Annotated in this window: 9 protein-coding genes and 1 pseudogene; 8 read left to right on the plus strand and 2 right to left on the minus strand. The window is 37.0% G+C overall.

Annotated elements, in window-relative coordinates; all coding sequences use genetic code 11:
- Positions 1-5 precede the first annotated feature (5 nt).
- Entirely contained in the window at positions 6-1,268 is a 1,263-nt protein-coding gene (locus BOQ64_RS10015) for an OmpP1/FadL family transporter (protein ID WP_228448298.1), read from the minus strand.
- A 457-nt stretch (positions 1,269-1,725) separates the two neighbouring features.
- Here BOQ64_RS10015 and BOQ64_RS10020 point away from each other — a divergent pair, with 457 nt between their 5' ends.
- The 6 genes from BOQ64_RS10020 to BOQ64_RS10045 all read left to right on the plus strand — a co-directional run bounded on the left by BOQ64_RS10020 (position 1,726) and on the right by BOQ64_RS10045 (position 9,889).
- Complete coding sequence (locus tag BOQ64_RS10020; protein ID WP_129057957.1) at positions 1,726-3,135, plus strand: stage 0 sporulation family protein; 1,410 nt, start codon at positions 1,726-1,728, stop codon at positions 3,133-3,135.
- Positions 3,128-3,592 carry a gliding motility lipoprotein GldH gene (locus BOQ64_RS10025; protein WP_129057958.1) on the plus strand — a complete coding sequence of 155 codons (465 nt, stop codon included), beginning with the start codon at positions 3,128-3,130 and terminating at the stop codon, positions 3,590-3,592. The genes BOQ64_RS10020 and BOQ64_RS10025 overlap by 8 nt, the downstream gene beginning before the upstream one ends.
- Positions 3,593-3,598: 6 nt before the next feature.
- Positions 3,599-5,974, plus strand: coding sequence for a transglycosylase domain-containing protein (locus tag BOQ64_RS10030; RefSeq protein WP_129057959.1), 2,376 nt, complete (start codon positions 3,599-3,601; stop codon positions 5,972-5,974).
- 75 nt (positions 5,975-6,049) lie between these two features.
- Positions 6,050-7,591: a protein adenylyltransferase SelO gene (locus BOQ64_RS10035; RefSeq protein WP_129057960.1), complete on the plus strand. Its 1,542-nt coding sequence runs from the start codon at positions 6,050-6,052 to the stop codon at positions 7,589-7,591.
- An 83-nt stretch (positions 7,592-7,674) separates the two neighbouring features.
- Positions 7,675-8,535, plus strand: a complete 861-nt coding sequence (locus tag BOQ64_RS10040) for a T9SS type A sorting domain-containing protein (protein WP_129057961.1) — start codon at positions 7,675-7,677, stop codon at positions 8,533-8,535.
- 76 nt (positions 8,536-8,611) lie between these two features.
- The gene (locus BOQ64_RS10045) at positions 8,612-9,889 is read left to right on the plus strand and encodes a DUF6080 domain-containing protein (RefSeq protein WP_228448299.1); all 1,278 of its coding nucleotides are present in this window, start codon (positions 8,612-8,614) and stop codon (positions 9,887-9,889) included.
- A 45-nt stretch (positions 9,890-9,934) separates the two neighbouring features.
- Here the strand turns inward: BOQ64_RS10045 and BOQ64_RS10050 are convergent, their stop codons facing one another.
- Positions 9,935-10,492: an SPOR domain-containing protein gene (locus BOQ64_RS10050; protein WP_129057962.1), complete on the minus strand. Its 558-nt coding sequence runs from the start codon at positions 10,490-10,492 to the stop codon at positions 9,935-9,937.
- Positions 10,493-10,676: 184 nt separating this feature from the next.
- On the opposite strand from BOQ64_RS10050, the gene BOQ64_RS10055 reads away from it, so the two are divergent.
- Together BOQ64_RS10055 and BOQ64_RS10060 are read left to right on the plus strand one after the other, a co-directional pair.
- Positions 10,677-12,038 (plus strand): c-type cytochrome, encoded by a 1,362-nt coding sequence (locus BOQ64_RS10055; RefSeq protein WP_129057963.1) that lies wholly within the window; start codon positions 10,677-10,679, stop codon positions 12,036-12,038.
- A 23-nt stretch (positions 12,039-12,061) separates the two neighbouring features.
- A pseudogene (locus tag BOQ64_RS10060) lies at positions 12,062-15,120 on the plus strand (TAT-variant-translocated molybdopterin oxidoreductase).
- Positions 15,121-15,126 lie beyond the last annotated feature (6 nt).

Here is a 15,126-nt window from a genome sequence, read left to right on the forward strand (position 1 = left end):
TAAAATTAAAAAGGATTATAAGATAAACCTAGACCAAAATAGAACGCTCTTGCTTTCGCCTGTCCGTAGAATCCAAGATTAGCATTATTTACATTTCTATATTGAGGCATTGCATATCCTCCTGCGATGTCAATTCCAAACTGCTTAAGTTTAAATCCAACCCCACCTGTAATTACATAGGTATCAAAAGAAGGCGTTTCCGGAATAAAGTTCTCATTGGTATATGGAGACTCATCATAATATGCTCCTAAACGTCCATAGATCATATTAGTAAATGCATATTGGGTACCCAATCTGAAAGTCTTAGAGTTCTTGAAGTTCTTAGGGTTAACAAGTACAGTTGGATCTGATGGATTGGTAACACCAAGTGGTGCATTGTCGAAATCCAATACAAGTTTGCTGTATCTTTCCCATCCATGATAGTTGAAATCAGCAGAAACCTGCCATTTTGGAGTCACTTTATAAGTTAAACCAATAGTATATTCTTCAACTAATGGAAGTGTAGCCGAGAATCCATCCTGGCCTGAAGCATTTAATTTTAATAATGAATATGGAGTCTGAGACGGGAACTTAAATGTAGCAGTTCCATTTTTAGCCTTCATATCAATTGCTGAACGGTAAGCAATACTCACATCCAACTTCGGATCAGGTCTGAAATAGAAACCGAATCCATATCCGTGTCCAGTTGCTTTTTCATCATTGATGTTTACCTGTCCGTTAAACTGTGTTACAGCCTTATCCCAATCCACTTTTCCTCTTGCATAGATATAGCTGGCACCAAAAGATAACCAAGGAGCTAATTTTACGGAAACCATAGGCTGGAAGTAGAAACTTTTCAGTTCCATTTTCTGTACAAGTTCTTTACCCTCCCAATTTTCCGGCCACTTAATCGTACTTCCAAAAGGAGTTGTAACACTAAGACCTACGGTTAGTTTTTCTATAGGTCTATAAGTAATCGCAGCATAGAAAGGAGTTCCCAGAGGGTTATCCGTTTCTGTACTCTGCAAAGTATTTAAGTTTTGAAAAGTAACTTTATTACTTGCACCAAACCCTCCTGCTACTACACTCAGCTTGGAAGGAATAAATGACATACCTGCCGGGTTGAAGAATGTCACACTTGCATCTTCGGCGTGAGCACTAGTATGCGCCATTGCCAATTGCTTTACCCCCTGCAAAGAAACTCTAAAGCCTCCTGCGTAAGATAAAACGCCCGCCAATAAAGCAGTTGATACTAATATTTTTTCATAGACTATTATTATATAACCCAAATATAAAATTATTTTGAATACACCTGTTAATATTTCCCAACATTTTAAACAATATACAAAAAGAAAACTATGTTTAAAATAACATTCTAAACATAATATACCACAAAACAATATATAACAAAGGATTACAAAAAGAAGCAATATACAGCATCAAACCTGTTTAATATTAAACATTTGTTTAACAAAAGAGAATTATCACCTTTCCGGATAGTAAGATACAGTAAAGTCTGAAAAAGTGTTAAAATTACCAACAGGGCATTTTCCAGGAAATCCAACATTTGTAAAATAACAAAAAAGTGGCTCATCAAACCTGCTGAACATCAATTCTTCATCACTCTCCAATCACATCTTTATTAAAATATAAAAATGTTTTACCCAGAATTCGGGTTATTTAAGTATTTTAGAATTGCATAAAGATAAAAATACATAAATTTGCAAGATTATAAATAATAGTAATATGAGTTGTGGATGCAAAACATCCGGCGATTCTGCACATTCTTGTGGTCCTAAAAAAACCGCAAATGGCTGTGAAAATGTAAATACCTGCGGGAATAGTTATAAATTAAGTGTTTTTGACTGGCTTTCTAACATCAACAATCCGGCACCAAACAGGTGTGATTTTGTAGAAGTTAGATTTAAAAATGACAGAAAATCGTTTTATAAAAATGTAAATAATATCCCTTTACATATAGGTAGCGTAATTACAGTAGAATCTAGTCCGGGACACGATGTAGGCGTAGTAAGCCTTACGGGAGAATTAGTAAAGATTCAGATGAAAAAGAAAAAGTTTTCTGAAGAATCTGCACTTAAAATATACAGACAGGCCAACCAAAAAGATCTTGAGGTATGGCAGGAAGCAAGAAAAAAAGAAGAGGGTGTAAAACTTGAAGCAAGAAAAATTGCTCAGAGACTAGGCCTCGAAATGAAGGTAACTGATGTTGAATATCAGGGTGATTCTTCAAAAGTCACATTCTATTACACGGCCGATAACCGTGTAGACTTCAGACAGTTGATTAAAGATTACGCCGGAGCTTTCAGAACCAAAATTGATATGAAACAAATTGGTTTCAGACAGGAAGCTGCAAAAGTAGGAGGAATAGGTTCTTGTGGACGCGAGCTATGCTGCTCTACATGGCTAACAGACTTCAGATCTGTAAACACAAATGTGGCAAGATATCAACAATTAAGTATTAACCCTCAAAAACTTGCGGGGCAATGCGGTAAGCTTAAATGCTGCCTTAACTATGAGCTTGACAGTTATCTGGATGCCCTAAGTAATTTCCCTTCTTCTTCCACTACACTGGAAACAGAAAAAGGAAAAGCATTCTGTATTAAAATAGATGTTTTCAAAAAGAAAATGTGGTTTGCCTACGTGGAACATTCCATCGCATGGTATGACTTCGATATTGACCTTGTTAAAAAGCTGATTTCTAAGAATAAAAGAGGAGAGAAAACACTTCCATTAGAAGACTTGAAGCAGCCTGATACACCGTCTCAAAGCATTGACCTTATTCAGGAAAACAACGTAGATCGCTTTGAGAAGAAAAACAGAAACAACAGAAACAGAAACAATCAGAACAAGCCAAACAACAGTCAAAACCAGAGTCAGGGACAAGCGCAGCCACAGGGACAAAGAAAAAACAGACCTGAAAGACAGGAAAAACCCAACAGACCTGAGAAATCTGAAAACCCTAATGCTAATTCCGGAAACCAGCAGAGACAACCAAAGCCACAACAGCAACAAAAAGCTCCTGTGGAAAAGGTAAAAGCTGAGGCAAATCCTGATGCAGAGAAAGCTCAACAAAGCAACCCGAACAAGAAAAAATTTAAAAAGAAATATCCTCCAAAAAAAGATAAAAATGCGTAACATTTTAGGATTATTCACCTTTATCCTTTTCTTTAACTGTAACTCTTCTTCAGGAGAAGATGTTATTATGAATTCCGTTGATAATAAATGGAATAAGAAAAGTGAACAAAAATTTAATCTTGAAATTTCAGATCCGCAAAATCCTAAAAATATTATATTTGTCGTAAGAAATAACAACAATTATCCTTACAGTAATATAAGATTTATTGTGAATCTCACCAATCTGCAGAACAAGAAAAAGGAAACCGACACTCTCAACTATGTTTTGGCAAAACCAAACGGAGAATGGCTGGGTACAGGCTTTGGTGACACAAAGGAAACATTTTTTCAATATAGGGTAAATTACAAGTTCCCAACGAAAGGAAAATATGAAATTGGCCTAACTCAGGCGATGAGAAACGACAACCTTCCTGGAATTGAAGATGTTGGAATAAAAATAGAAACGGCTAAACCGTAACCATAAATGGAAGTAAACAATAAAAATGCAGGAAATAAGGGGAAAACATTTCCTCTCCCTCCCAAAAAAAAGAACACCTCTTGGAAAAAATGGGTCTCATTTATTTGGATTGGACTCATTGCGGTAGTTTTAGGGATTTCAGGGCTTTTCTTTGCCGTTTCCCAAGGATTCCTTGGAGAAATGCCAGATGTAAAAGAACTTGAAAATCCAGATATCTTCGTAGCTTCTGAAATTATATCTTCAGATGGGGTAACACTGGGTAAATTTGAGAAAGAAAAGACTCAGCCTATCGTATACAAAGACCTTCCACCTTATCTTATCTATGCCCTTCAGGCAAAAGAAGATGAGCGTTTTAAAGAACACTCAGGTATAGACTTATACTCTATTGCCAGAGCAGTTGCTTACGGAGGGGGACGTGGTGGTGGTTCTACCATTACTCAGCAGTTAGCAAAACTTCTTTTCACAGGAACAGCCTCTCAGAATAAATTTGAAAGAGCATTCCAGAAGCTGAAAGAATGGGTAGTTGCTGTAAGTCTTGAAAAAAGATATACAAAAGAAGAGATTATCACTCTTTATTTCAACAAGTTCGACTTTCTATTCAATGCAAACGGTGTTGAAATGGCATCCAGAGTTTATTTTAACAAAAAAACTTCTGAGCTTACTCTACCGGAAGCTGCAACTTTTGTAGCAATGCTTGAAAACCCAAGAAAAAACAATCCGTACAGATATCCTGAAAAGGCAAAAGAAAGAAGAAATGTTGTATTGGATCAGATGCAGAAAACAGGATATATTGATGCTGCTACCTATGAAAAAGCCATCAACACTCCTGTAGAAGTAGATTTTCACCCAATTAAAAGCATTACTGACGGATATTCCGCTTACTACAAATTCTATCTGAGAAAAGAAATTGATAAATATCTTGAATCTCACGAAAAAGAAACCGGAAAAAAACTTAATCTATATAAAGACGGTTTAAAGATCTATGTTACCCTTGATTCTAAAATGCAGAAGTATGCAGAGGAAGCAATCAAGGAACACTTAACTGATCTTCAGAAAAGATTTGATGCTGAACAGAGAGGAAGAAAGAACAGACCTTTCTACTACCTTACAGACAAACAAATCAATGATGTGATGCTTCAGGCCATGAAAAGAACAGGCCGATACAAGCTGTTAAAAGCTGACGGAATGCCTGATGATTCTATTATGATGGAATTCAAAAAGCCAATCAAAACATCAAGATTTACATGGGCTGGAGAAGAAGAAGTTGAAATGTCACCTTGGGACTCTATCAGGTATCACAAACAAATTGCACAGGCAGGTCTAATGTCTATGGTTCCCGGAACCGGAGAGATCAAAGCCTGGGTAGGTGGTATCGACTGGCAACACTTCCAGTACGACCACATTAAGCAAGGTAAGAGACAGGTAGGATCTACATTCAAGCCTTTCGTATATGCCACTGCAATTATGAAATTGGGAATGACTCCTTGTTCAACTGTTTCTAACGGAACTTATGACCACAACGGATGGCATGTACCGGGAAGAGGAGGAATGCTTACTCTAAAAGATGGTTTAGCACACTCTCAGAACCCGATTGCTGCAAGACTTATCGAAATGACAGGTGTAGATGCTGTTATCCAGACCGCAAGAGATTTGGGTGTAACAGAAGACATTCCTAGAAACAATACCATTGCACTTGGTTCATCAGATATCACCATCTATGAAATGTTAGGCGCCTACAGTACTTTCGCCAACTATGGAAACTACAATAAGCCGGAAATGATCTGGAGAATTGAAGATGCCAACGGTAGAGTAATTAAAGAGGTTAATGTAGAACCTAAAGAAGTAATGAACCCTATGTACGCTTACACAATGATCGAACTGATGAAAGGTGTTGCACAATATGGTACCGCTTCTGGAGAACTGGGAAGAAGAGGAATTTCAAAAGGTGTTGAAATTGCAGCTAAAACAGGTACTACACAGAACAACTCCGATGGTTGGTTTATGGGAATCACTCCTAAACTGGCAACAGGAGCCTGGGTAGGTTGGGAAGACAGAGCAACTCACTTCTTTGGAACCGGTGAAGGTCAGGGTGCGAGAATGGCATTACCAATTTGGGCGATCTTCATGAAGAAAGTATGGGCAGACAAAACATTAGGAGTTACTCCGGATGATAAGTTCACCAAACCTTCAGACTGGAAAGACGGTTGTTCAAACCTTAAAGGATTAGGTGGCGGATATGGAGATGACGGCAGTCTTCAGACCATAGACGAGATCAAGAATCCAAGACCGGCAGATCCAACCCCTAAGAAACCTACAGAAAAGAAAGAGGAAAATATCAATGAAAACCTTCATTCAAACGATGAGGTAGATTTTAATAAATAATTTCTCTTTTACAAATACATAAGACCTTTCAATAATTTGGAAGGTCTTTTCTTTTATAATTAATACCTTTGAAGGATGAATATCGAACGCATCAGCCAACCTTTTATCACGAAATTTCCGGGAGATTTTTCCAACAATCCTATGCAGAGAAATACTCCAAAGGTGTTATTTTCAACAATTAAACCTGCAGGCTTTGACAAGCCTCAATTAATAGCATTCAATGAACCGTTAGCAAAGGAAATAGGATTAGGCATGTTCGACGAAAAAGATCTTGATTTCCTGGTCGGAAATAACCTTCCGGACAATGTTCAGACCTACGCCACAGCTTACGCAGGACATCAGTTTGGAAACTGGGCAGGACAACTTGGAGACGGAAGAGCAATTATTGCAGGTGAGATCACCAATAATTCAGGAAAAAAAACTGAAATTCAATGGAAAGGAGCCGGAGCAACTCCCTATTCACGGCATGCAGACGGAAGAGCTGTTTTAAGATCTTCCGTAAGAGAATATCTGATGAGTGAAGCTATGTACCATTTAGGCGTTCCTACAACCAGAGCTTTAAGCCTTGCATTTACCGGAGAAGATGTTATTCGTGACATCATGTATAGCGGAAATCCACAATTGGAAAAAGGAGCAGTAGTCATCAGAACAGCTGATAGTTTTATCCGCTTTGGTCACTTTGAGCTCATGTCCGCCCAACAGGAATACAAAACCTTACAGGATTTATTGGATTTTATTATTGAAAATTACTATCCGGAAATTACATCATCGGACATTCAAAAATACAAAGACTTCTTTGAAAACATCTGCACCCGCACCGCAGACCTCATGGTGGAATGGTTCAGAGTTGGGTTTGTACATGGAGTTATGAATACAGATAACATGTCTATTTTAGGATTAACCATTGATTATGGCCCCTATTCTATGATGGATGAATATGATTTAAATTTCACTCCCAATACTACCGATCTTCCGGGAAGAAGATATGCTTTTGGAAAACAGGGACAAATTTCTCAATGGAATCTGTGGCAACTCGCCAATGCACTCCACCCGTTAATTAAGGATGAAAAGTTTTTAGAAAATACTTTAAACAGATATGGCAGCTATTTTTGGGAGGCTCACGACAAAATGCTTTGCAGAAAGTTCGGGTTTGATGAATTAAGAAAAGAGGATGAAGAGTTTTTTACTAACTGGCAGGGATTAATGCAGGAACTGGAGTTTGATCATACTTTATTTTTCAATCAGTTGGAAAAGGTGACGGCAGAAGTAGACTTAAAAGAACACTTCAGCAATATCTCCTACTCTTTTTTAAATGAAGAAAAACTTGGAAAACTCAAAAGCTTTATTGAACAATACGAAGCCAGATTGCACTCAAATACCATTTCAAAAGAAGAATCTTTACAAATAATGGCGAAATCAAATCCCAAATTCATTCTCAGAAACTATCTGCTCTATGAATGTATTGAGGAAATCAACAATGGGCAAACAGAGATGTTGAGTAAGCTCACCAAAGCATTGGAAAACCCTTATGAAGAAATGTTTCCAGAGTTCTCCATTAAAAGACCATCCGGATATGATGACACTGCGGGATGCTCCACACTTTCGTGTAGTTCTTAACAAGTACAATATAAAAAACCATAAATATTGAATTTTTGACATCATATTAAATATTTTCCCTAATTTTAGAGAAATCTTTTAACATGAAAAAAATTATATTTTCTTTAGCAATAGTATCATGCTTTTACAGTAATGCACAGACAATACTATCAGAAAATTTTGACGGGGCAACATTCCCCCCAACCGGATGGACAAAATCAAATACCAACACACAAAGAGCGTGGAACTCTACCAGTATTGTTTTTTCCGGAACATCTGCTACTTCTACTGAATTAAGAAATAGATTTACTATAAACGGAAGCAATTCTGCAACGATAGACTGGGTTGCGGGTGCAAATGATGCAAGCTTGGTAAGCCCAGCTTTCAGTTTAGCAGGAGTAACAAATCCAACGCTAAATTTCAAAGTAAAACTAGGCTGGGGATATATGATAAGCCTAAATGAAGGTAATCTGCTGGCACAGATATCAACTAATGGCGGAACAAGCTGGACAACCCTATGGAATGAAGACAGTGAACCAGGTTTCATTGATGATGGAGATGGAAATGTAGATACAGATTTATACAATACAGTTACTGTACAAAGAGACTTAGCTGCATATGTGGGGCAAACGAATGTCAAAATAAGATTCCAATATGTTGCAGACAATGCTGATGCTGTTTCAATAGATGATGTACAGGTTATAGCCAGCGGATCTCTTGGAACATCTGAAGTCTCGAAATCAAAAACCAACATATCTGTTTATCCAAACCCTACAAAAGGAGAAGTAAATATTAAAACGGATAAAAAGATTAAATCAACAGCTGTTATTGATATGTCCGGAAAGACTCTTAACAAAACAGAATCCGGAAATACAGATATCTCATCTCTTCCAAAAGGAACTTATCTGATGAAAGTAGAATTTGCTGACGGAACTTCTTCTACAGAAAAAATCATTAAGCAATAACCACAACGCTTATACAATATTCATAAAGCCACCAATTATGGTGGTTTTTTATTTTACTTTTGCAAAAATACGACACGTGTCATTTATTAAAACAAAATTTGCTAACTTTTTCAGGCTGGTTTTTCCATCCTCTTATTCTGAACTGGGTGTTTTTCTGTTTTTCATCACCTGTTACGGAATCCTTGGTTCTTATATTGCCATTCATTACAGGATTATTTTCGATAGCAGGATTCCTTGGGATGCTTATTTCAGCTTTGACAACAAATCTATCCTTATGACCGGCGGAAGTTTTGAAAGACATCCACTATCCTATTATTTTTTCAACTGGATCAAAGAATTATGCCTATTGATTTCGGGAGGAAAAATGGATATGACTTTCAGACTAACTTTAGCATGGCTTAGCAACATCATCATTACTTTAAATGTTGTTCAGATTTTCAAATATCTTAAAAACATCATTAGACTGCCACTAACATACAGTCTTTTCATTACCCTATTTTTTGGAATCTTTTCCACCAATATTATCCTATCATTTACTCCGGAAAATTTCACTTATACTCTCTTCTTGCTTTCATTGTACAATTATTATGCAGCAATAAAGCTCAGAAAGGAAGAAAAGATTCCGGCAGCAGCACTGTCGTTGGCCGGCATTACTATTGGAGGACTTACTATCACCAACATTGTAAAAATTTTTATTCCGGTATTTTTTGAAAAAGGTCTTTTCAAAAGCTGGAAAAAAATAGGGGGTGCTATTTTAAGAGGAATAATCGCTGTCATCATATATGCATTACTCTACCTTTATAGAATTGATTTCAAATACCAGAATATTTTTTCAAAGACCAATCAACAGTACGAGAAATTCTCCAATGTAGAAACTATGCCGACCTGGGATATGGTTTTATCTTTCTTTTTTGGCGGCAATATTCTCTTCCCAAGTTTTATCCTTTCAGATAAGGATAATATGAAAGGTTTCAATTTTAAAGGTCTTTATATGGATCTTTATTCTTCCCCATTTTCTTATATTTTCGTAGCCATAGTATTAATACTGATAAGTTGGAGTTACCTGAAGAATTTTAAAAACAAATGGGTTCAGGTCATTATGATCTCATTCCTTTTCGATATTTTAATTCATTGTATAATGAGGTTTGGTCTTCACACTTCATATATTTATGGCGGGCACTTTGTGTTTGTATACCCACTGCTCATTGGATGGTTATTCTACGCCTACAGGTCCTCTCCTAAAATGATGTCTTTTTTAACACTTACCGTCAGCTTATTATTTGTTTACTTACTTTCAAATAATATATTCAGAATGTCCGAATTCTTTTGGTTTTTAGAAACTTATTACCAATAAAAAAAGCCGGGAGTGATCCCGGCTTTATATTTTAAAATTTCAATATTATTTCGCTTCTGAACAGAAAATTCTGTACTGAACAGCAACTGCAGATTTAAAGTACTCTCTGATTCTTGAAAGATCTCCTGCTGCACTCTGTTTAGTAAAATAACTTCCTGCTAAAATTTTATAGTTGGGTCTTAAAGAAGCATCCGTTTCTACCTTCAGGTTAGGAAATCTTTTTCTAAAATAAGACTTCACTTCATTAGCTTCCTCATTACTTTTCACTGTTGTAATCTGAATTTTATATCCTAAAATTCTAGGATTTTTTCTACAGATTTCAGCATTGGTTAATTCCCTATTCGGTACATAAATTTTATTCGGTTTTGTACTCGTTCCTGAAGAAATTCCAGAGTCTATATTACTGTAATCTTTGGTTGGATTATTTGTAACAACTTTTGAACATTTATCTTCAACACTTTCCAAAGCAGCATTTATTTTGGAATCCATTGTAATAACGAGTTCCGTTCCTGAAAGAGTGTCTTTTTTAACAACTTGCTGTGCTTCAATACTATAAAAACTAAATAATGATAATATCGAAAATATTTTAATCAAATTTCTCATTTAAACTTGTTTCCGCAAATTTATACAAATTAAAAAACTATACCAAACCAGTTATTTAGAATCAATACAAATTAAACGTAAATGATATTTTCCCCTTTCGCTTTGCCGTTAAATTTCTGTTAAAAATATTATTTTTGCGGAATTGATTGAATGTTCAATAATTTACTAACATAAGATAATTTAAATGATTAGTTGGAGAAAGCATTATAAAAAAACGTTGATCGCAATAGGCTTATTGCTATCAACCAGTGCTTCATTTTACGGGCAAGACGGCGATCCTAAAAACGGAGAGAAACTTTTCAAAGCGAATTGTACTGCATGTCACGCGCTGGACAAACAAGTTGTAGGACCACCATTAAAAGGTGTTGTAGAACGTGTAAAGACAGAAGGTGGTGTAGACAAAGATTGGCTTCACAAGTGGATCAAAGACAACAAAGCTCTTAGAGCTTCTGGGGATAAATACGCCAATGAGATTTTTGAAAAGTTTAATAAGACTGAAATGCAGGTCTTTCCAAATCTTACAGATAAGGATATAGACGACATTTTAGCATTCACAACTAATCCGCCAGAGCCGGAGCCAAAAAAGGATGAAGCTAAAGCAACCGCTGGTGAAGGTACATCTGCAGCTCCTGCAGACAAAAGCACAACAAACATCGTTATTATTTCACTTTTAGCCATTGCTGGTCTATTAGTTTGGATTTTGGTTAAACTAAGACAATTAGTAAAACTGGGTCAATCTGAAGAGTTATCAGGGCTTAACGAAACAAGAGTTCGTTCTTTCAGTGAAATGTACGAGAAGTTCCACTACGTTGGTAAGGCGTTATTAGCAATTCTTGCTATTCTTGCTGCTTACGGAGTTTGGAACTGGTTAATGTGGATCGGTGTTTACAAAGGTTACAAACCTGAACAACCTATCTACTTCTCTCACAAAATCCACGCTGGAGAACAGAAAATTGACTGTCAATTATGTCACTCTAGTGCTAAATACGGAAAAGTATCTGAGATTCCTTCTATGAACGTTTGTATGAACTGTCACAGAACAATTTCTGAATACAACGCAGATCACTACATGGAGCCAGGAAAAGATAAGGCTTTCTATGACGGAGAAATCCAGAAGATCTACGCTGCAACAGGTTGGGATCCTGCTAAACAACAGTACACAGGAAAAACACAGCCGGTTGAGTGGACAAGAATCCACAATATGCCAGACTTCGTTTACTTCAACCACTCTCAGCACGTAATTGCTGGTGAACAAGCGATCATCAACTCTTTCAACAAGAAGAACCCTAACAACAAAATTGATGTTGTTTGTAAAGCTTGTCACGGAAAAATTGATACAATGAATGTTGTTCAGATGGCTAACGACTTTACTATGGGATGGTGTATCGAGTGCCACAGAACTACTGAGGTTGATATGAACAACGGTTATAATAAAGAGTACTTCAAGAATCTACACGACAAGTTGAAAAAACAATATCCACAAGATGGAGGTAAAATCACTGTAGATGCAATTGGAGGTCTTGAGTGTGGTAAATGTCATTATTAATAACTAAAAAATTAGAAGTATAAATGGCTTCAAACAAAATACAATTCAGAAGTATTCATGAACTTAAAGATCCAGCTTTAAATAATAAGCTGGCTCAGAAAGAGTTTCAGGAAGAAATTCCGGTAGAAGATTTCCTTGGAGATGCTGAGACAAACGGATCAAGTACTTCAAGAAGAGATTTCCTTAAATTACTAGGATTCTCTACAGCAGCAGTTACTTTAGCTGCCTGCGAAGCTCCGGTAATCAAAACGATTCCTTATGTGGTAAAGCCGCATGATATTATTCCAGGAATCCCTAACTATTACGCTTCAACATATTTTGATGGGTTCGACTTTGCTAGTGTTTTAGTAAAAACTAGAGAAGGTAGACCAATCAAAATTGAACCAAACCCGGCTGGTGGTGATTTAGGTAAAACTAACGCAAGAGCTCAGGCAAGTGTACTTTCTCTTTATGATAATGATAAAGTAAAGCAGCCTAAACTAGACGGTAAAGATGAAACTTTCGATAAAGTAGACAGTTTCGTTATCAAAGGTTTGGAAGAAGCTAAAGCGTCAGGCAAAAAGATTGTGGTTTTATCACACTCTTTTGCTTCACCAACTTTCAAGAAGTTATTTGCAGAATTCAAAGCTAAATATCCTACAGCTGAATTAGTAACCTTCGATGCATATCCGTATGCTGCAGGACTAGATGCTGCTCAGGAAGTATTCGGACAGAGAGCATTACCTGTTTATGACCTTAACGGTTCTGAATTGGTAGTTTCTTTCCAGGCTGATTTCTTAGGAGATTATAACGCTTCAAGCTTAGAGTCTTCTTATGCAGCTGCTAGAAAGCCAGGAGCAAACATGTTAAGACACATCCAGGTGGAGTCTAACATGTCATTAACTGGTGCTAACGCAGACTCAAGATACAGATTAAAGCCAAGTGCAGTAAACAAAACTTTAGTTGAAGTTTACAACGCAATCGTAGGTGGTGGTACTTCAGACAAGACTGCTACTGAAATTGCTAACGAACTTAAAGCAAAAGGAAGCAAAGCTGTTGTTTTTGCTGACGGTTCTAAAGGTGCACAGGTTTTAGCACACTTAATCAACCAAAAGTTAGGTTCAGTTGCTTTCACTGGTAAAGCTAACTTCCTAAAAGAATTCAACGGTGCAAGATACCAGGAATTCCTAGGTTGGGTAAACGGTGGACAAGTTGGAGTATTAGTTACAAACAACGTAGATCCTATCTATGCTCATCCAAAAGGAGAAGACTTCAAAAAGTCTTTATCTAAAGTTCCTTATGTAATTGCTGTTGCTGATAAGAAAAATGAAATGTACAAAGCAGCTAAGGCTGTTATTCCAGTAGCTAACTGGTTAGAGTCTTGGGGAGATATCGAACCACAGACTGGAGTATATTCATTAATGCAGCCTACAATCCAGAAGATCTACAAATCAAGACAGATTGAAGAATCTCTATTGGTTTGGAAGAATGGTAAAAACAATGCTGCTAACAACTACTACGATTATTTAAAGGCAAGCTCTGCTTCTCTTTTAGGTAGTACTTCTTTCAACAAAGCATTATATAACGGTATCAATGCTTCTACTAACTCAACAACATTATCTTATGCAGGTGGAAACGCTGCTCAGGCTGTTGCTGAATTAGGAAACTTCAAAGCTTCCGAATTAGAATTAGTATTATACACTACGACTGCAATGGGAGACGGAACTCAGGCAAACAACCCTTGGTTACAAGAGTTACCTGATCCAATCACAAGAATGTCTTGGGATAACTACTTAACAATTTCTCCAAAAGATGCAGAAAAGTTTGCTATCGATAACGATCTTAACGCGAGAATGCAGTTAGATGGTTCTATCGTAAACCTTACTGTAAACGGAGTTACAATAAAAGACGTTCCTGTATTCGTACAGCCAGGTCAAGCAGAAGGATCAGTAGGTCTTGCGCTTGGTTATGGTAAGAAAAACTCAGGAGCAACTGCTGATACAGGGGTAAATGCTTATCCTTTATTCGATGGTTCTAACCTTGTTCTTTCTGGTGTTAAAATCGAGAAAACAGGAGAAGATCACGAATTCGCAGGTATCCAGCTTCAGAATACATTAATGGGTCGTTACGAAATCGCTAAGGAAGTTCCTCTAGCTGAATTCATCAACGTACCATTGATGACGAGCACAAAGGATGGAATAAGCCTTTGGAATACCACACAATCAGCGGAGCTCTTCCAGCAAGAAAAATCGACCTTTGGGATGCATTTGATGATACTGACGGTCCTCACTTCAACTTATCTATTGACTTGAACTCTTGTACAGGTTGTGGAGCATGTATCATTGCTTGTCAGGCTGAGAACAACGTTCCTGTAGTAGGTAAAGAAGAGGTAAGAATGTCTAGAGATATGTACTGGTTAAGAATTGACCGTTACTATTCTTCAAGACAGAAAGTTGAAGTTTATGAAGGATTAAAAGAAGGAATGGCTGTACCTGAATTATATGGTACTGCATTCGGAGACGGAGGGGCATTGAACCACCCGGCTGATAATCCAGATGTAATCTTCCAACCAGTAATGTGTCAGCACTGTAACCACGCTCCATGTGAAACTGTATGTCCGGTAGCGGCTACTTCACACGGTAAGCAAGGTCAAAACCATATGGCTTACAACAGATGTATCGGTACAAGATATTGTGCAAACAACTGTCCGTACAAAGTAAGACGTTTCAACTGGTTTACTTATAACCTAAACGATAAGTTCGATTACAACATGAACAACGATTTAGGAAGAATGGTACTTAACCCTGATGTAGTTGTAAGAACTAGAGGGGTAATGGAGAAATGTTCAATGTGTATCCAAATGACTCAGAATACAATTCTTGAGGCTAAGAAAGAAGGAAGAAGAGTGAAGGATGGAGAATTCCAGACAGCTTGTTCTAAAGCTTGTTCTACTGGTGCAATGACATTTGGAGACATGAATGATAAAGATTCTTCAATTAGAAAGGTGTATGCCTCTAACAGAAGATATTATTTACTAGAGGAGATCGGAACAAAACCAAACGTGTTCTATCACACTAAAGTAAGAAACAGAGTAGAAAAATAAAGTTTA

The organism is Chryseobacterium sp. CH25, from assembly GCF_004119455.1.
Taxonomy (GTDB): Bacteria; Bacteroidota; Bacteroidia; order Flavobacteriales; family Weeksellaceae; genus Chryseobacterium.

What these genes read in the sequence shown, in the direction of transcription:
- BOQ64_RS10020 (WP_129057957.1), top strand. Translation starts at nt 1,726, where the DNA reads ATGAGTTGTGGATGCAAAACATCCGGCGATTCTGCACATTCTTGTGGT.
- BOQ64_RS10025 (WP_129057958.1), top strand. Translation starts at nt 3,128, where the DNA reads ATGCGTAACATTTTAGGATTATTCACCTTTATCCTTTTCTTTAACTGT.
- BOQ64_RS10030 (WP_129057959.1), top strand. Translation starts at nt 3,599, where the DNA reads ATGGAAGTAAACAATAAAAATGCAGGAAATAAGGGGAAAACATTTCCT.
- BOQ64_RS10035 (WP_129057960.1), top strand. Translation starts at nt 6,050, where the DNA reads ATGAATATCGAACGCATCAGCCAACCTTTTATCACGAAATTTCCGGGA.
- BOQ64_RS10040 (WP_129057961.1), top strand. Translation starts at nt 7,675, where the DNA reads ATGAAAAAAATTATATTTTCTTTAGCAATAGTATCATGCTTTTACAGT.
- BOQ64_RS10050 (WP_129057962.1), bottom strand. Translation starts at nt 10,492, where the DNA reads ATGAGAAATTTGATTAAAATATTTTCGATATTATCATTATTTAGTTTT.
- BOQ64_RS10055 (WP_129057963.1), top strand. Translation starts at nt 10,677, where the DNA reads ATGATTAGTTGGAGAAAGCATTATAAAAAAACGTTGATCGCAATAGGC.